This is a genomic window from Oceanobacillus sp. FSL K6-2867 (assembly GCF_037963145.1).
GTDB lineage: Bacteria > Bacillota > Bacilli > Bacillales > Amphibacillaceae > Oceanobacillus.
Window position 1 is genome coordinate 3,405,408 of the sequence record NZ_CP150144.1, and the last position, 17,298, is coordinate 3,422,705.

The window sequence follows — 17,298 nt, forward strand, 5'->3', positions numbered from 1 at the left end:
ATAATTACTTTACAATAATTGATGACATACTAAATAAGAAGACCAGAAATGATGGCCTTCTTATTTTATACTTACTTTTTCTTCAACATATGGAATTGTTAACGGGCCAAGTGGAAGAACAGCAATTGTCATGGTGTCACCATACTTCTTCTTTAAATCTTCTATTATTTGTTCGATGTTATTGGCAGGCTTTAGCATGGTGTTTTTAACTTGCTTGTCCGTTAGCTTGGAATAAACGTAAACATCAGCCCAAACTTGGATAACAGCCTGCTTCTGAACTTGCCACTGATCAAACATTTCAAAATCCGGATTATTTATCATATCCAGCAATTCTTGCGGGCTTTCAGCCATTTCAAATATTTTTGCATAATTGCCATGATCAGGCAAACCATCCGAACATTCGGAAGCGACAATAATAGACCCGCCTTCTTTGACGATTTTATGTGCGGCACTCATACCTTTTACTGCCTGATATAAATTTTGATCTAGTGGATAGCCTGAATTGGATGTAATGACAACATCAAAGCGTTCTTCACAACGGAACATGGCATGCTCCTTTGCAAATGCACATCCGATATCATGGGCCTCGTACAATTCCCCCGCAAATACATTTGTAATCTCTTTATCTCGGTTCAATGTAACGTTTAACATGAAATCTGGTTTGCACAAGCCGTTAATTTCACGAGTCATATCCTGGACTGGATTATATTCCATGTTGCCCCATGTAGAAAGGGGGTCACCAATCATGCGTGCATTATGGAAAGTTAAAATTGTTTCAATTCCTGCGATTCCAGGCATGATACCTTTTGGACCTCCAGAAAATCCAGCGAAGAAATGTGGTTCAATAAACCCTGTTACAATTCGAAAATCTGATTCAACATATTCTTTATTGAGGTAGACATCACAACCAAATTTGCTTCTTCCAAGGTTAACAAGTTTATCCTTATCATGACATTGATTATTTATAATTCGAATATTGTCTACTACCCATTCCCCCAGCATCTGGACAAATTCTTCCCTCGTTTGGTCACGATGTGTTCCAGTTCCATTAATAATGACGAAGTTTTCCAATGGAACATGGTTTAATTCCTCAATCAGCAGTGGTACAAGTATGTGATTTGGTGTTGGTCTTGTAATATCACTTATTACAATGGATACTGTATCTGTTGATTTAACGGATTCTTTCAGGGGTGCAGCACCAATTGGATTTCTTAATGCTTGTCGGATTGCTTCTTCTTCATCCTCCAGCTTTGACAAATTTGTCGGCTCAATAAGGAAAGCATTGTCTGGTAAGTCTAGTGAAATGCCGTTCTTTCCATATAATAGTTCTGTCTTCATGGTGGATTCCTCATTTCATTAATAATTTCGACACGTATTTAAATAGGCTGTCGGAAAGCAGGAGCTTTTCTTATTAAGTAGTATACAATAAAACACAATGATAGACAGCGCTTTCTTTAATGTTAATCATTGACAGCATGCCTCTCTTTAGTGTGTGAAGTGATTTTAGTATTCTTTATGCCAAGGTCTTCTCGTGTACCATCAATACCTCTTTTTCGTTGATATTTATCCATTAAAATCACACCTAATGGACAAAGCAGGGAAGTGGTGATTGTTGATATTGAAATCTGGGCAGTGGCAATAGGTACAATGTTTTGGATTGCGTCAAGCTCTGCTTGCGTCATTGCACCCGATCCTACAGCAACAGCTGCTGCGGCTGCGACAGCGGCCGGTGTTGCAGCCGCATTTCCTGCCGTGGAAGCTTCTGAAATGGGTGCAATAAAGCTTTTTTCTTTAAATAATTTAAACATAAGAATTCCCATCCCAGCTGAGCAAACGAAAGTAAGTATCGCAAGTGTCAAACCGCCTGCAAGAACTGCTGGATTAAAGAAGTTTGCCAAATCCATACCTGCTCCTAGTGCAAATGCAAAAAATGGGATTGTAATCGCTTCTCCAGGTTTTAAAAATTCTCGTATTTTCGGATCCAAGTTTCCTAAAAGCATACCAATTCCAATAGGTAATAAAACAGCTATAAAAGATATCATTGGAAAAGCAGTACCTAATACACCAAGTGCAACTAACGTGAAGAACGGTCCATCATTGATTGCAAGGATAGAAAGCCCACCCACATCAGACCGGTTTCCAAATTTACCTGTTAAAGCTGCATACATTCCACTATTACTATTTGTCATCCCGGCAATTATTGCAAGAGTCGAAAGTCCGAACAAACCACTCATCGGGTCAAAAAAATAACCTAAAGTCATACCGACAGCCACACCAGCGAAATATTTCGAACCAGTGAGAAGGACACCTTTTTTTAATGCCTTTCCGCCGACCTTCAGGTTCATTTGACTTCCAACACAAAATAGAAATAAAGCGATTAAAACAAGTGCACTATCTTTAAATAACTCCTGAGAGAAACCACCAATTCTTAAGAACTCGTAATAACCTCCCTCTGTTTGTGGGGCGCCGAGAAACTTCAGGGCATTCATCACTGCAGGTATATGCATCTGATCAATTGTATTTAAAGAAGCTCCTAATAAAAGCGGAACGACCATAAGTCCCCCAGGTACTTTTTCTATCGTATCTTTTATGTTCATAAAAGCTCCTCCTTTAGAAATTTAAAAAGAATAGGATTTAAAAAATTAGCTTCCATGAATCAATTAACAGACTGGACTATTATAGCTAGCTATGTTTCAGAGAGTCCATTCGTACTAATTTCGCTAGTTGCTTTATTGTTATGGGAGTTAGAATAAAAGTAAGCTCGAACAATCTGTTCAGCACTTTGTTCTAATAATCCAGCTGCATTTGCAATTGACTCCTTTAGGGTCATTGGCTGATTGATTATGCTATGAATGCTCACAATACCAAATTCATGCAGTGCTTCAATGCCATTTCCGATTGAACCAGCTATAATAATGGTCGGAACATCCTGGCTTTTTGCGGCTTGCGCAACGCCGAGCGGAGTTTTGCCTGACGCGGTTTGTCCATCTACTTTACCTTCTCCAGTAATAACTAAATCTGTATTTGGCAAGAATTCGCTGAATTTACTGTACTCTAATACAACATCGATTCCTCGTTTAACATTACATGGGAAGAAAGCTTGAAAGGCTCCTCCAATTCCTCCTGCTGCCCCTGCACCAGGCAGGTTGTGTAAGTGGATTCCTGTAAGCTTGGCAACATGATCGGCCCAATGGGCAAGATGTTGGTCAAGGGTTTCAACCATTTCTGGAGTTGCCCCTTTTTGTGGACCAAAAATAAAGGAGGCACCGTTTGGACCGATAAGTGGGTTTTCTACATCAGAAGCAATTAAAAAGTTACAAGCTTTAATGCGCGAATCGAAAGAATCATCCTCTATTAAAGCGATTTTATTTAATTCACCACCACCATATCCGATTTCATTACCATCTTTATTGAAAATTTTTAGTCCAAGTGCTTGGAGCATTCCAGCCCCGCCATCATTGGTTGCTGATCCACCGATGGCAATGATAAACGAAGTAAATCCATCATCTAATGCTTGTTTTATCAACTGGCCAGTTCCATATGTTGTTGCTTTTAAAGGGGAGAGCTCTTCATCTTTCAGCAGTGTCAGTCCTGATGCTAATGCCATTTCTATGACACAGGTTTTCTTATCGCCTAAAACACCATAAGCAGCTCTCACTTCAGTCCCCAATGGTCCGATAACTGTGACGTCTCTTATCTCACCTTTGGTTGCTGTGACAAGTGTTTCTAACGTCCCTTCACCACCATCAGCCACAGGTAGTAAAACTGTTTCAGCTTTTGGAAATGTGTTTCGGATTCCCTTTTCAATTGAATTAGCAGCATCAACCGCATTTAAACTTCCTTTAAAGGAGTCTGGTGCAATTATAATCTTCACGTCAACACGTCCTTCAGCAAGCGTTTTCATTATCTGTAGATTAAATTATACGAATCTTGACTAAAAATGTATATGGTTATACCATATGAAAAAACAGAACTGAATTTAAATATTTTTGTATGGATTAACCAAAGGGGGATAAAGGGTTATGGAAATGATAACAAAGGAAATTGCGGATGCAATCGTAAAAGAAACATCATTGCGCTTAAATCGCAACGTTAATATTATGAATACGGAAGGAATTATTATTGCTTCAAAGGATGAAAATAGATTACATAAGGTTCATGAAGGAGCAGTTGAAGTACTAAAGAGCGGAAAGGAACTCACAATTCATTCACATCAAAATCAAGCATGGGAAGGGGCACAGCCTGGAATTAATCTGCCAATTGTTTTTCAGGAAAAAATAATTGGAGTCATCGGGATTACGGGAAATCCTAATGAAATGGGGGACATTGCGGAATTAGTAAGAATGGCGACAGAGCTTATGATTAAACAAGAATTTATCGCTTCACAGCTTGAATGGAAGCAACGAACGAAAGAGATGATAATTGAACAACTCTTAAGGCGTACTCCTTCTTATGATGTAATAAACCGGGGTCTAAGTATGCTGCGTGCAAAGCTTATCCCACCTTTCTCAGCTATTGTTATGCAAATAGATGAACTGACGATTCCGAAACAGGATTTTATTCAGAGAGTGGAAAAAATATTTGGTGAAACCTATGTAATAACTGGATTTATCAGTCTTAATCAAATCTTTATTGCGGCAACGGGACTAGAAGAGAGGGAGCTGCTGACTAATATCCAATCACTTGCAAGGCTTTTAAAGAAGCTAAAGATGAAATTCAGATTGGCTTATAGCTTAATGTTTCATGAATTGGAACAATTAAATAAGGCATACTCTGATTGTAAGCTTGCCTTAAGAATAGGAGATCCGAAAACAGAGATTATTTCATTTGCTCAATTAGAAGTAAGGGCATTATTGCATCAAATTGATAAGTCTGTTGGAAAAAGGTTCTCTAACAGAATATTGCAATGTGTGGACAAAATAAAAGCAGAAACGTTAAAGGCATTTTTCGCAAATGATTTGAATATCCAAAAAACAGCTGATGCGTTATTTTTGCATCGTAATACGCTAATTTATCGGATAAATAAGATTGCCAATGAGACAGGCTACGATCCGAGAAGATTTAATGATGCGTTAATTTTGCAGGTCGCTTTGTGGATTTATGAACAGGAGTAAAATGAGCTTAACAGCTGTAAAGCACGGCTACGGAAGAAAAATATGGATAGTTCTTTGCATTAGCCGGTTTCGTATAAAATACTTAAAACCGGCAGCAGAGAAGTTTATCCTGAGCTTTTTTCATATATTTTAACCAAAACTTTTCGAATCAGAGCCCCAACACTTAATCCAATTGGCAGAAATAAAATAGGCAGCCACATTGGACCAATGTACACACCAAATATTGTAAATGTAGGAGAAAAAATTAAGCCTACTGTTACAAAATAGGCTGAAAATACAAGGGGGAGGTAAGCAAAGGGTTTCTCACCACCTCCGGCATCTTTATAAGCATCCCATATAGCAAAAAAATATAAACATGGGTAAAACATGAGCCATAAATAATTTGTCTGTGCTATGGCCTCTTCGATTTTCATATTAAAGCTAAGTACAATAATGGTGTTAAAATTTCCCATTACATTAACTAAAAACTCTAATCCAATTAGTACGAAACCTTTCATATATTTACGATTTAAAAGTTGACCGAATCCTGGTAAAGCAATACTCCAAAGAAGTACTTCAAGTTTTTTACTTTTTAAATCTGCCCTTTTTTCCATTTTTAACCTACTTAGCTAGTCCTTTTCGATCAGCTGCCATTGGTGGTTGTTCCAGCCAGCCATTTTCAATCATAATAGAAGCACCGTCATTTGCATAATTAGCTATTTCCACCATTAAACGGCTGTATTGGACAGCTATATCATGTCTGGGACTTAAGGACATAGACATACCATACTGTCCAATACCAGATGCAATTAATGACGATGTTAAAACCATCATGAACTTATCTGAAAAAGGGGGCTCAGTAGATTCAGTTACTTCTGGAGTCAGCAAGATTGTACCGTCTGATAAATAACTATTGCTTAAAATAGAGTTAAAAACTTCTATATGTTTTTTGGATATTTCGCGGCCTCTTTCAAAATATTTTCGTACATCCTTTGACTGGGCAACTTGACTAAAACCGGTCATAACAGCTTGCCCCAGTGAATTTCTTCGTGCATTGAACACCAGATTTGTTATTTCGGACCCTAATAATGGGCGTCTGTCTGTCAGCCATCCTGCAGTAAAGCTTTCCTTCTTAACAAAGTCAATTTGGCTGGGAACCGGCAAGTGCGGGGCTCGGATATGGATACCTATCTCTTTTGAAAATTCTTTAGTCTTCATGTGCAGTTCTTCAGAGTCTGATAAACAATCAGCGTAGAATTGCAGTAAATCACTTCTGACAGCAGTCGTCAGAGATGTAACATGACTGGCTAAATTAACAATGGTCATATTGAATACAAAAGCAAGATAAAGCTTATCCGAGAATAGACGGGGTGCATTTAAATTTACGTCTTTCTCTGTAAATCCCTGTGGAACTGGATAATCCTCTTTCCTGAAAAAGTCGGTTGTTTTTTCAAGCTGCTGTTCTGATAATGTGAGTGCATTTTCAATTATGCTGCGGATATCTTCATTGTCGACATGCATTAAAAAATACTTTAAACCACATATGGCCATTGAATTACTTTGATAGCCAGCCCATAAAGTTGAAATTTCTGGAGCCGTTAATTTAATGTTATCATGATTTCCCATACGTATATATTCCTCTCATAAAGTGTTCGCTCATTTTCTTCCGTTAGTTTCTGACTAATAATATTATTTATGCACGGATATAAGCTATTTCTTGTTTCGGCTTTCAGAGAGTTATAAAGATTTCACATCCAATGTTTGAATAAATCGAATAAAAGCTCGTACAATGTTCATTTGTAATGCATCTTCATGATAATACATCCATGTTTTTCTTATCATTGGCTCTCCAGATGGTAGCATAATTGGTTTTATAAAAAGTTCTGTATAAGGACGAACAACTAAATTTGCGATAATCGCGTAGCCTAGTCCGTTTACAATCATTTCTTTACAGGTTTCTACTTGATTAACTTGAATGGTAATATTAGCCCTTTGTGAATAGTTATGGAACCACCATTCATCCACCATGCTTTTCATATGCTCGTCAGTGCGATAATCAATCCGTGGCATGCGCGGCAGATCCTCCCACTTGAAATCCCATGGAGATGCAATACATACTTCTTCTTCGTATAGTAGTTCTTTTTTTTCCTTCCATGGGTAATCCCCTTTAATAAAGCTAATATGTACTTCATGATTTAAAATTAACCGATGCATTTCACTGCTCCACCCGGTTACCATTTGACACTCAACATTTGGATATTCTTTTTTAAAAAGCCGCAACAATTTAGGCATCTTATTCAATGCAAAAAAATTCGAAACACCAACTCGTAACGTACCTGTTACTTGATTTTTCATGTTATTAATTTTCTCTTCAATCTTCCGTTGCTCACGAAGCATATTTTGTGCATGCTGTGCTAAATGCTCTCCTTCAGGTGTAAATGTAACACCTCTGCGCTTTCGGAGAATGAGCTGTACACCGTAGTGCTCTTCTAATTTTTGAATCCTTGATGTTAAGGTGGGCTGTGATAAAAATAGATGCTCTGCTGCTTTTGTAATATTTTCAGTGGAATATAGTGCGGCCAGCATTTCCCAATCCTGATAGTTCACCCTTAATCGCCTCACTTTTATAAGCTATAGAAAAAATCAATGGCTAATTATTAATATTATATATTTTTATAATTTTCAATTCAATATTATAATAAAATTATTGAAAGCGCTATCTGTTTGGTGGAGGTAGGGAACCTGATTGTTCGTCATAGTATTTTCTGGGATTTTTAAAAAAAGCTAGGGGGATATTCATGGAAACAAAAGCAAAGTATGTGCCAGGTCTGGAAGGGGTAATTGCAGCAGAGACGTCCATTTCGTTTCTTGATGTGGAGAAGGAACAAATCATTATTCAAGGCTATGATCTGATTGAGCTATCGAAACAGAAAGATTATGCTGAAATCGTACATCTCTTATTAGAAGGGGAACTGCCAACAGCAGCTGAGAAAGCGAAGGTAGAAGAGGTATTGAAGGATTATTATGATGTGCCTTCAAATGTGATGGATGTACTTCGATTATTGCCGAAGCAAACACATCCAATGGATGGGATGCGTACTGGTCTATCCGTTCTGGCAGGATTCGATGAGGCAATTGAAGATCGAACATTGTCAGCTAATAAAAAACGGGCCTATCAATTACTGGGACAGCTTCCGACAATAACAGTAAATAGTCACCGGATTATTAATGGGCAAGAGCCGGTTTATCCACTTCAGGATTTATCCTACAGCGCAAACTTTTTATATATGATTACTGGTGAAAAGCCTTCTGAGCTGGAAGCAGAAATTTTTGACCGTTTGCTTCTATTGTACAGTGAGCACGAAATGCCGAATTCTACATTTGCTGCACGTGTGATTGCGTCCACGAACTCGGATATCTATGGAGCGTTAACCGGGGCAATTGCTTCTTTAAAAGGAAATTTACATGGCGGGGCAAACGAAGCTGTGATGTATATGTTAAATGAAGTAAAAACCGTATCAGAATTTGAAGAACTGCTACTGAAGAAACTACAAAAGAAAGAAAAGATTATGGGGTTCGGTCATCGTGTATATATGAAAAAAATGGATCCAAGAGCATTGATTACGAAAGAAGCATTAAGGCAGCTATGTGAAAAAGACGGGGATTATCTGTTGCTTGAAATGTGTGAGGCTGGCGAAAAGGTTATGGAGAAAGAAAAAGGACTTTATCCAAATCTTGATTACTATGCTGCACCTGTTTATTGGAAGCTGGGAATTCCAATTCCACTGTATACGCCAATCTTTTTTAGTGCGAGAACAGCAGGGCTTGCAGCACATGTCATTGAACAGCATGAAAATAATCGATTGTTCCGGCCACGGGTTAATTACACTGGCGAACGGCATGTTTGATAAAGCAGAGAAAAATTAATGGAATGGGAAGGGTGCTTAGGATGTTGCAAACGGATACTTATAAAAAGGCAGATGTGTTAATAGAGGAAATTGCGGATTACGTATTGAATAAAGAAATAACGAGTGAAGAAGCTTATTCAACAGCACACCATGTGTTAATCGATACATTAGGATGCGGAATTCTTGCGCTTGATTATCCAGAGTGTACGAAGCTGCTCGGACCAGTCGTTCCTGGTACAGTTGTTCCAAATGGTGTTCGTGTGCCGGGAACATCATATGTACTTGATCCAATTCAGGGAGCATTTAATATTGGAACCATGATTCGCTGGCTTGACTATAACGATACGTGGCTTGCCGCAGAGTGGGGACACCCCTCGGACAACTTAGGTGGAATTTTAGCAGTTGCCGATTATCTCAGTCAAGTTGGAATTCAGAAGGGGAAAGAGCCGTTAAAGGTGGAAGAGGTACTGGAAATGATGATTAAAGCACACGAAATTCAAGGTGTGCTTGCATTAGAAAATAGCTTGAATCGTGTCGGACTTGATCATGTCTTATATGTAAAAATCGCGACTACAGCAGTTGTAACAAAAATGCTTGGCGGCGGTCACGAAGAAATTACAAATGCTCTGACAAATGCCTGGATTGATAATTCCAGTCTACGTACCTACCGTCACGCACCAAATACAGGATCAAGGAAATCCTGGGCTGCTGGTGATGCAACAAGCAGGGCAGTGCGTTTAGCATTGATGGCAATGAAAGGCGAAATGGGCTACCCGACAGCATTAACTGCCCCAGGCTGGGGATTTCAGGATGTATTATTTAATAAGCAAGAATTAAACTTGAGTCAGCCGCTCGGCAGTTATGTAATGGAAAATGTGTTGTTTAAAGTTTCTTTCCCAGCCGAATTCCATGCGCAAACAGCAGCCGAAGCAGCAGTAAAGCTTCATCCGGAAGTAGTCAATCGTATAGCTGAGATTGATAAAATTACGATTACAACACATGAATCAGCGATTCGGATTATTGATAAAAAGGGTCCACTTAATAACCCGGCCGATCGTGATCACTGTTTGCAGTACATTACAGCAATTGGGCTTTTAGAAGGAGATATTCGCGCCGAGCACTATGAGGATGATTTTGCGGCAAATCCTGTCATTGATCAGTTGCGCGATAAAATGGTTGTTGTAGAAAATAAAGCCTACACAGAGGATTATCTTGATCCGAGTAAGCGGTCGATAGCAAATGCGGTGCAGGTACATTTTACGGATGGCACAGTGACGGAAAATGTAGAGCGAGAATATCCTTTAGGACATCGGTTCCGCAGAGATGAAGCAATACCTAAAATCATTGAGAAGTATGCAGCAAACCTTGCTACACATTACACGGAAAAACAGCGTAAGAAAATTGAAGAAGTTAGCTATGACTACAACAAGCTAGCAAAAATGAATGTCAATGAATTTGTAGAGTTATTTATTGCGCAATAAAGGGCTGTAATCTCCTAAAACAATATGCGTAAGGAAAAGAATAAGGCAAGATGGGATAAACATCCTGTGAATTTCTGTTTATATTCAACGAGAGGGAGGAACGTTTATGGCATGGATTGTAGACCAACTATCGACTCAGAAGGAATTAGCTGATCGGTTTAAAGAACAGATGCTTACCGATAACATTTTACAAATACCTGGTGCGCATGATGCAATGGCAGCATTAATCGCAAAGGATGCAGGATTTTCCGTTTTATATTTATCAGGTGGAGCTTACACAGCAAGCAGAGGATTGCCTGATCTCGGAATTGTTACATCAACGGAAGTAGCAGAACGTGCAAGAGACCTTGTGAGGGCAACAAATTTACCCGTATTAGTTGATATCGATACAGGCTTTGGCGGTGTGTTAAATGTGGCTCGTACTGCTCGTGAAATGCTGGAAGCGAATGTAGCAGCAGTGCAAATTGAAGACCAGCAGCTGCCGAAGAAATGTGGTCATTTAAATGGCAAGCAACTTGTAACGACGGAAGAAATGGTGCAAAAAATCAAAGCGATTAAAGAGGTAGCTCCTTCGTTAATTGTTATTGCAAGAACGGATGCAAGAGCAGTAGAGGGAATAGATGCTGCTATAGAGCGTTCCCAGAGCTATATACAAGCAGGAGCAGATGCAATATTCCCGGAAGCATTGCAAACGGATGAGGAATTTCGCCTTTTTGCGAAAAAGCTAGAAGTTCCATTGCTTGCAAACATGACCGAATTTGGCAAAACACCATTTATAACCGCGGATGAGTTTCAAAATATGGGCTTTCGGATGGTAATCTATCCAGTTACATCTTTAAGAGTAGCAGCGAAAGCATATGAGCGAATCTTTAACTTGATTAAAGAGCAAGGCTCCCAAGCGGATGGTGTGTTTAATATGCAAACGAGAAAAGAGCTCTATAAAACAATTTCCTACGATGATTTTGAGGAATTGGATAATACGATTGCGAAGACGGTATTAGAGGATTAATACAATAGAATGGAAGACGAGAAATTTATTTGAGATTCCTCGTCTTTTTTGTCTGTTTGTGAATTATTAGGAAATGATGGATTGTTTTGCAACTGGGAGCCCTGAATGGACGAGTGTTGGACGGAAACAGAATGATGGTCAGCGTCCTGCTGTCCGCGTTATATCGCTTTAATGAGTGTTTATTTACCATTATCTGTAGCAACGGTTAAAAATGACATTTGTTGGAGATAAGCTAACCAAAGAACCAGACTTAGTAGAACGCGTTGTTATTGATAAAAATGCAGATACGATTACTATATCTTAACCATTAGCATTATCTCCTCTAGCTGAAGATATCGAGTTAATTGTTTCAGTTTTACGAAATCTTTTTAACTAGTATGGCGCAATCTAAAAAGTCCTTGGCCCAAAGAAAAGGGAGCGTATTATTCTAAGAAATCAGTAGGTGCAGATTAGTCAACCTATTGGGATAAAAAATGATAGACTAAAAGAAATCTATATTTCAAAAATATAAAAGCATAGGAGGATTTCAATTGACACAAACTGCAGTAAAAGAAGTAAAAAACTATGTAGGTGGAAAATGGATTGAAGCGAATACAGATAAAACAGAGGCAGTGTACAATCCTGCAACAGGTGAGGTTATTGCAAACGTACCTGTTTCAACACTTGAGGATGTTGATCATGCAGTACAGGTAGCCGCTGAGGCATTCCAATCATGGAAAGAAGTAGCGGTACCAAGACGTGCTCGTATTCTATTTAAATATCAGCAGTTACTAGTAGACAATTGGGAAGAGCTCGCGAAAATCATTACGATTGAAAATGGAAAAAGTTATGCAGAAGCTTATGGTGAAGTGCAACGCGGAATTGAAAATGTGGAGTTTGCTGCAGGTGCTCCGTCCTTAATGATGGGAGAACAGCTGCCATCGATTGCAACAGAGCTTGAGTCTGGTGTGTATCGATATCCAATTGGTGTCATTGGGGGGATTACGCCATTTAACTTTCCAATGATGGTGCCTTGCTGGATGTTCCCAATGGCAATCGCGACTGGAAATACGTTTGTTCTAAAGCCATCTGAACGTACACCGCTTTTAGCAAACCGTTTAGCGGAGTTACTAGAGGAAGCAGGTTTACCAGAGGGTGTGTTTAATATTGTGCATGGGGCACATGACGTCGTTAATGGTTTGCTAGATCATAATAAAGTAGCAGCAATCTCCTTTGTTGGGTCGCAGCCTGTTGCGGAATATGTATACAAACGCGGAACGGATAATTTGAAGCGCGTGCAAGCTTTAGCTGGTGCGAAAAACCATTCAATCGTTCTAGCAGATGCTAACTTGGATAATGCAACAACACAAATCATGAATGCAGCATTTGGTTCCGCTGGTGAACGTTGTATGGCAGCATCGGTTGTTGCGGTAGAGGATTCTGTTGCGGATGAATTTATTTCTCTGTTAACGCAAAAAGCTAATGAAATCGAAATTGGCAATGGGTTAGATGATGGAATTTTCCTAGGACCTGTTATTCGAGAGCAACATAAAGAGCGAACACTAAGCTATATTGAAACTGGAGAACAAGAGGGAGCAAAGCTCGTTCGTGATGGCCGAAATGATGAAGCAGTTCAGCAAAAAGGCTACTTTGTTGGACCGACGATATTTGATAACGTAACATCCGAAATGAAAATCTGGCAGGATGAAATCTTTGCACCAGTGTTATCGATCGCCCGTGTGAAAAATTTAGACGATGCAATTGATTTATCCAATCAATCGCGTTTTGCGAATGGCGCTTGTATTTTCACAAAGGATGGAGGAAGTGTTCGCAGGTTCCGAGAAACAATTGATGCAGGAATGCTTGGTGTCAATATCGGAGTACCTGCACCAATGGCATTCTTCCCATTCTCCGGCTGGAAAGATTCCTTCTACGGTGATCTTCATGCAAATGGAAAAGATGGATTGCATTTTTATACGAGGAAGAAGGTTATTACGACGAAATGGGTTTAAGTATCGTGTAATCTTGCGTATTATTAATTCAATAAAGATGAGTAGGATGATTCTATCTTACTCATCTTTTTGCTGTGTCGAAACAAATTTAAGATTTCAAATTACCTGCTTCATAAAATTACTCATCAACTTTTACCCGGCAACATATAATCAAATGAAAATATTCGATATTTTAATCTGATTAAGAATTTCTCCTTTCCCTTAACCACGTTTATTCTGCACAACTGCACAAGCTCCATATAACTACATTTCTGCTAATCGCTTTGATACCAGCCAGTACAATACTGCTTTCAGATTTTCAAAAGAAAAAGAAGCTATTTAAGACAAAGGGGGCAATAAAATGAAGCGAAAACGCTTTTGGGTCATTAATGTTTTATTAATCGCTATTGTGCTTTTAGGTGGATGTAAGGATGAAGAAAGCAATGGAACAAATGAGGTTAACGAAGATAATCGTACGTTAACGATTGCACTTGGAACAGACATGGTATCGTTTGATGTTCATAATCACAATAATACATCAACAGAAGCGATTCATATTAACATGTTTAATTACTTGGTTAAACGAAATAACGACACAGGAGAAATTGAGCCTGACCTAGCGGAAAATTATGAAAATGTCGATGATTTAACATGGGAGTTTAAATTAAAGGATGGGGTTACGTTTCATAATGGTGACGCCTTAACTTCCGCAGATGTTAAGTATTCGCTGGAACGTGTAGCAACTGATACGACGCTACTCGATCATGCGAACTATAAAACAATTAAAGAGGTTGAAGTTATCGATGATACGACTTTCCGTATTCATACCCATGAACCGGATCCAGCACTGTTAAATCGTATTTCTAGAATTGGCTCAAGTATTCTACCTGCAACTTATATTGAAGAAAATGGGTTTGATCATTTTCTTGCAAATCCAATAGGCACGGGAGCTTTTGAGTTTGTCGAGTGGGCCCGTGATGATCGGATTGTACTACAAGCATATGCAGATTATTTTGATGGGAAAAATGAAGAATGGGATGAAATTGTATTTCGGATTATTCCAGAGAATTCAACACGGGTTTCAGAATTGTTAACAGGTGGAGTGGATATGGCTGTTAACATTCCGCCGAGTGATTGGGTGCGAGTAAATGAAAATGAAGGGACCTATTTGGCACAAGGAATTTCTAACCGAACGTTAATGATTTTTTTAAGATCGACGGAAGGGTATCCAACAAGAGATAAAAAAGTACGGGAAGCACTGGATTTAGCGATTGATAATCAGGCAATTGTTGACAATATTTTAGGTGGTGCTGGTACACCAACGGTAACACGTGTAGGACCGGGAGATGTTGGCCATGCAGCACATTTATATGATACGTACAATTATAATCCGGAAAGAGCAAAGGAATTATTAGCCGAAGCCGGGTTTAAGGATGGATTTGAAATGACACTTCATTCACCAAGAGGGCGTTACTTGCAGGATGCGGAAATTGCGGAAATGGTAGCTGGAATGTTTGCTGAGATTGGGGTCACCTTGAACATCGAGTTTATGGAGTGGAGTAATTATCTTGAACTAAGAAACGCGGGAGAGAATAAAGATGCGTATTTATTAGGACTGGGCAATTCGATGTTTGATGCCGCCAATGCCCTGGATTATTACCGAGCTGACCGTTTTATCGGACAGCTTGATTACCGAAATGATGAAGTAGAAGAATTGCTGGTTGCTGCTGAGCAAAATATGGATGCTGAGGAAAGAAATGAACAATATATAAAAATTCAAGAACTGCTTGCTGAGGATGTTGCTCATCTTGTTCTGCATCAAGAGTCAATAAATATAGGGGTTGTTGATCGAATTGATTATACACCAACGATGGATGAGATGATTTATATTGATTCGATAACTAAAAAATAATGATTAGGAAGAGTGGGGGGATAGCTCCACTCTTTCTTTCAAAGCAACTTCGGAGGTGACGACTGCCGGTGAATTATATTGTAAGAAGAATACTGCAAATTATTCCGGTCTTATTTATCATTTCATTTATTGTTTTTATTCTCGTTTTCATTGCTGGTGACCCTGTTGCCCTCATGCTTCCAGATGATGCTACCCAGGAAGAGATTGAACAACTGCGGGAGTCTCTCGGACTGAATGAACCCTTTTATGCACAGTATGGCAACTATGTTTTTAGTACGGTTCAGGGAGATTTTGGGGAATCCTTTCGCTATGGACAAGACGCATTATCTGTCGTTTTAGAACGGCTGCCGGCTACGTTTGAGTTAGCGATTGCCGCGATTGTGATTGCGATTATGATCGCTATACCATTTGGAGTCTGGTCAGCGACAAAACAAAATTCCAGTATTGATTTAATCGCTACTGGTGCTGCAGTTGTTGGAAAAGCAATGCCGAATTTCTGGCTCGGTATTATGCTGATTTTATTTTTCTCCGTAATGTTAGGTGTACTACCGGTATCGGGAAGAGGGAGTTTTGCTCACCTTATCCTTCCAGCTGTCACATTAGGAACAGGGATTGCTGCTGAGATGACAAGGCTGATACGTTCCAGCATGCTTGAAATATTAAATCAGGATTATATACGGACAGCAAAAAGCAAAGGAATTAAGTCACTGCAGGTAATTTATAAACATGCTTTTCGTAACGCGCTTATTCCTTTTGTAACAATAACCGCTTTACAAACATCAACACTGATTGGCGGAGCTTTAATTACCGAAACAGTATTCGCGTGGCCGGGAATTGGCCAATTGCTCATACAGGCTGTTAATACGCGTGACATGGCAATTGTTCAGGCATGTGTCATGGTTATAGCTGTGATTGTCATACTGATGAATTTATTAGCTGACATCATTTACCGCATCCTAGATCCTCGAATTAAATTGAAATAGGAGGTGTAAGATTGGAAGAACAATCCAAAAAAAGAATATATGCTGATTCTACAGCATATATGAGAAAGCGAAACGGCACCTTCAAAAGATGGAGTAAGCTGCTTCTCAAAAGTAAGACAGGAACAGCAGGGTTGCTAATTGTACTTTTTATCGTTTTCGTAGCTACTTGTGCTCCAATCCTTGCATCACATGATCCAAATGCTATTAATCCAGGCAGCTTGCATATGCCGCCTTCATGGATGGAAGGGGGAAGCGCAGAGCATTTACTTGGAACAGATAATCTTGGGAGGGACATTTTAAGCCGAATTATTTACGGCTCTCAAGTATCACTGCTTGTCGGGATTGTGGCAGTTCTCTTATCTGGCATAATTGGTGTTAGTATCGGGTTAATTGCCGGGTTTTACGGTGGTTTCTTAGATAATATTCTAATGCGCTTTGTAGATTCATTTCTTGCCATACCAACGATTCTATTTTCGCTCGTCTTTTTAGCCGTTTTTGGTCCGAGTATAATGACGCTGATAATTGTGCTTGGTTTAACAAATTGGACATCGTATGCAAGACTGGTGCGCGGTGATGTTTTATCGATAAAGGAAAGAGATTTTGTAAAAGCGGCCAGGTCCATTGGTGTGAAAAATAATAAAATCATAATAAGACATCTGCTGCCTAATGTTATTTCAACATTTATTGTTATTTCGACATTAAGTGTAGCGTCAACGATTATCTTAGAATCGTCTTTAAGTTTTCTAGGGTTGGGCATACAGCCTCCAACTGTATCATGGGGAACGGTTTTAAGTGATGGTAGGGACTACTTAGCTACAAGCTGGTGGTTGGCGACTTTTCCAGGTATCGCGATTACCATAACAGTACTCGGCATCATCTTTTTAGGTGACTGGCTCCGTGATGTTCTAGATCCCCGAACAAAATAGACACCGATAGGGAGGA

At 39.2% G+C, this 17,298-nt stretch carries 14 protein-coding genes; 8 read left to right on the forward strand and 6 right to left on the reverse strand.

Annotation, left to right across the window (positions count from 1 at the left end; all coding sequences use genetic code 11):
* Positions 1-60: 60 nt before the first annotated feature.
* The 3 genes from larA to NSQ77_RS16460 all read right to left on the reverse strand — a co-directional run bounded on the left by larA (position 61) and on the right by NSQ77_RS16460 (position 3,874).
* Complete coding sequence (larA, locus tag NSQ77_RS16450; RefSeq protein WP_339227126.1) at positions 61-1,338, reverse strand: nickel-dependent lactate racemase; 1,278 nt, start codon at positions 1,336-1,338, stop codon at positions 61-63.
* 122 nt (positions 1,339-1,460) lie between these two features.
* Positions 1,461-2,597 carry a 2-keto-3-deoxygluconate permease gene (locus NSQ77_RS16455; protein WP_339227127.1) on the reverse strand — a complete coding sequence of 379 codons (1,137 nt, stop codon included), beginning with the start codon at positions 2,595-2,597 and terminating at the stop codon, positions 1,461-1,463.
* 89 nt (positions 2,598-2,686) lie between these two features.
* Positions 2,687-3,874, reverse strand: a complete 1,188-nt coding sequence (locus NSQ77_RS16460; protein WP_339227128.1) for a glycerate kinase — start codon at positions 3,872-3,874, stop codon at positions 2,687-2,689.
* A gap of 148 nt (positions 3,875-4,022) precedes the next feature.
* Between NSQ77_RS16460 and NSQ77_RS16465 the strand changes: the two genes are divergently transcribed.
* Positions 4,023-5,114, forward strand: coding sequence for a sugar diacid recognition domain-containing protein (locus tag NSQ77_RS16465; RefSeq protein ID WP_339227129.1), 1,092 nt, complete (start codon positions 4,023-4,025; stop codon positions 5,112-5,114).
* A 104-nt stretch (positions 5,115-5,218) separates the two neighbouring features.
* On the opposite strand, the gene NSQ77_RS16470 is transcribed toward NSQ77_RS16465, so the two are convergent.
* From NSQ77_RS16470 to NSQ77_RS16480, 3 genes are all read right to left on the reverse strand, one after another.
* On the reverse strand, positions 5,219-5,707 hold the full coding sequence (locus NSQ77_RS16470) for a hypothetical protein (protein WP_339227130.1): 489 nt from the start codon (positions 5,705-5,707) through the stop codon (positions 5,219-5,221).
* A gap of 7 nt (positions 5,708-5,714) precedes the next feature.
* Positions 5,715-6,719 (reverse strand): DUF3231 family protein, encoded by a 1,005-nt coding sequence (locus NSQ77_RS16475; RefSeq protein ID WP_339227131.1) that lies wholly within the window; start codon positions 6,717-6,719, stop codon positions 5,715-5,717.
* A 111-nt stretch (positions 6,720-6,830) separates the two neighbouring features.
* Positions 6,831-7,700 carry a LysR family transcriptional regulator gene (locus NSQ77_RS16480; RefSeq protein WP_339227132.1) on the reverse strand — a complete coding sequence of 290 codons (870 nt, stop codon included), beginning with the start codon at positions 7,698-7,700 and terminating at the stop codon, positions 6,831-6,833.
* Between the two features lie 191 nt (positions 7,701-7,891).
* Between NSQ77_RS16480 and mmgD the strand changes: the two genes are divergently transcribed.
* The 7 genes from mmgD to NSQ77_RS16515 all read left to right on the forward strand — a co-directional run bounded on the left by mmgD (position 7,892) and on the right by NSQ77_RS16515 (position 17,282).
* Positions 7,892-9,001, forward strand: coding sequence for a citrate synthase (mmgD, locus tag NSQ77_RS16485; RefSeq protein ID WP_339227133.1), 1,110 nt, complete (start codon positions 7,892-7,894; stop codon positions 8,999-9,001).
* A gap of 41 nt (positions 9,002-9,042) precedes the next feature.
* Positions 9,043-10,482, forward strand: coding sequence for a bifunctional 2-methylcitrate dehydratase/aconitate hydratase (locus NSQ77_RS16490; protein ID WP_339227134.1), 1,440 nt, complete (start codon positions 9,043-9,045; stop codon positions 10,480-10,482).
* Between the two features lie 106 nt (positions 10,483-10,588).
* Positions 10,589-11,491, forward strand: a complete 903-nt coding sequence (gene prpB, locus NSQ77_RS16495; RefSeq protein ID WP_339227135.1) for a methylisocitrate lyase — start codon at positions 10,589-10,591, stop codon at positions 11,489-11,491.
* A gap of 530 nt (positions 11,492-12,021) precedes the next feature.
* A complete protein-coding gene (locus NSQ77_RS16500; protein WP_339227136.1) occupies positions 12,022-13,482 on the forward strand; it encodes a CoA-acylating methylmalonate-semialdehyde dehydrogenase in 1,461 nt (486 codons plus the stop codon).
* 340 nt (positions 13,483-13,822) lie between these two features.
* The gene (locus NSQ77_RS16505; protein ID WP_339227138.1) at positions 13,823-15,373 is read left to right on the forward strand and encodes an ABC transporter substrate-binding protein; all 1,551 of its coding nucleotides are present in this window, start codon (positions 13,823-13,825) and stop codon (positions 15,371-15,373) included.
* A 68-nt stretch (positions 15,374-15,441) separates the two neighbouring features.
* Entirely contained in the window at positions 15,442-16,356 is a 915-nt protein-coding gene (gene nikB / locus NSQ77_RS16510) for a nickel ABC transporter permease (RefSeq protein WP_339227139.1), read from the forward strand.
* A gap of 59 nt (positions 16,357-16,415) precedes the next feature.
* Positions 16,416-17,282, forward strand: coding sequence for an ABC transporter permease (locus tag NSQ77_RS16515; protein WP_339231047.1), 867 nt, complete (start codon positions 16,416-16,418; stop codon positions 17,280-17,282).
* Positions 17,283-17,298 lie beyond the last annotated feature (16 nt).

Bases quoted from the DNA above. Each gene is read 5' to 3' on its own strand.
- NSQ77_RS16490 (WP_339227134.1), top strand. From the start codon at position 9,043: ATGTTGCAAACGGATACTTATAAAAAGGCAGATGTGTTAATAGAGGAA.
- NSQ77_RS16515 (WP_339231047.1), top strand. From the start codon at position 16,416: ATGAGAAAGCGAAACGGCACCTTCAAAAGATGGAGTAAGCTGCTTCTC.
- NSQ77_RS16470 (WP_339227130.1), bottom strand. From the start codon at position 5,707: ATGGAAAAAAGGGCAGATTTAAAAAGTAAAAAACTTGAAGTACTTCTT.
- NSQ77_RS16505 (WP_339227138.1), top strand. From the start codon at position 13,823: ATGAAGCGAAAACGCTTTTGGGTCATTAATGTTTTATTAATCGCTATT.
- prpB (WP_339227135.1), top strand. From the start codon at position 10,589: ATGGCATGGATTGTAGACCAACTATCGACTCAGAAGGAATTAGCTGAT.
- NSQ77_RS16465 (WP_339227129.1), top strand. From the start codon at position 4,023: ATGGAAATGATAACAAAGGAAATTGCGGATGCAATCGTAAAAGAAACA.
- mmgD (WP_339227133.1), top strand. From the start codon at position 7,892: ATGGAAACAAAAGCAAAGTATGTGCCAGGTCTGGAAGGGGTAATTGCA.
- NSQ77_RS16455 (WP_339227127.1), bottom strand. From the start codon at position 2,597: ATGAACATAAAAGATACGATAGAAAAAGTACCTGGGGGACTTATGGTC.
- NSQ77_RS16475 (WP_339227131.1), bottom strand. From the start codon at position 6,719: ATGGGAAATCATGATAACATTAAATTAACGGCTCCAGAAATTTCAACT.
- larA (WP_339227126.1), bottom strand. From the start codon at position 1,338: ATGAAGACAGAACTATTATATGGAAAGAACGGCATTTCACTAGACTTA.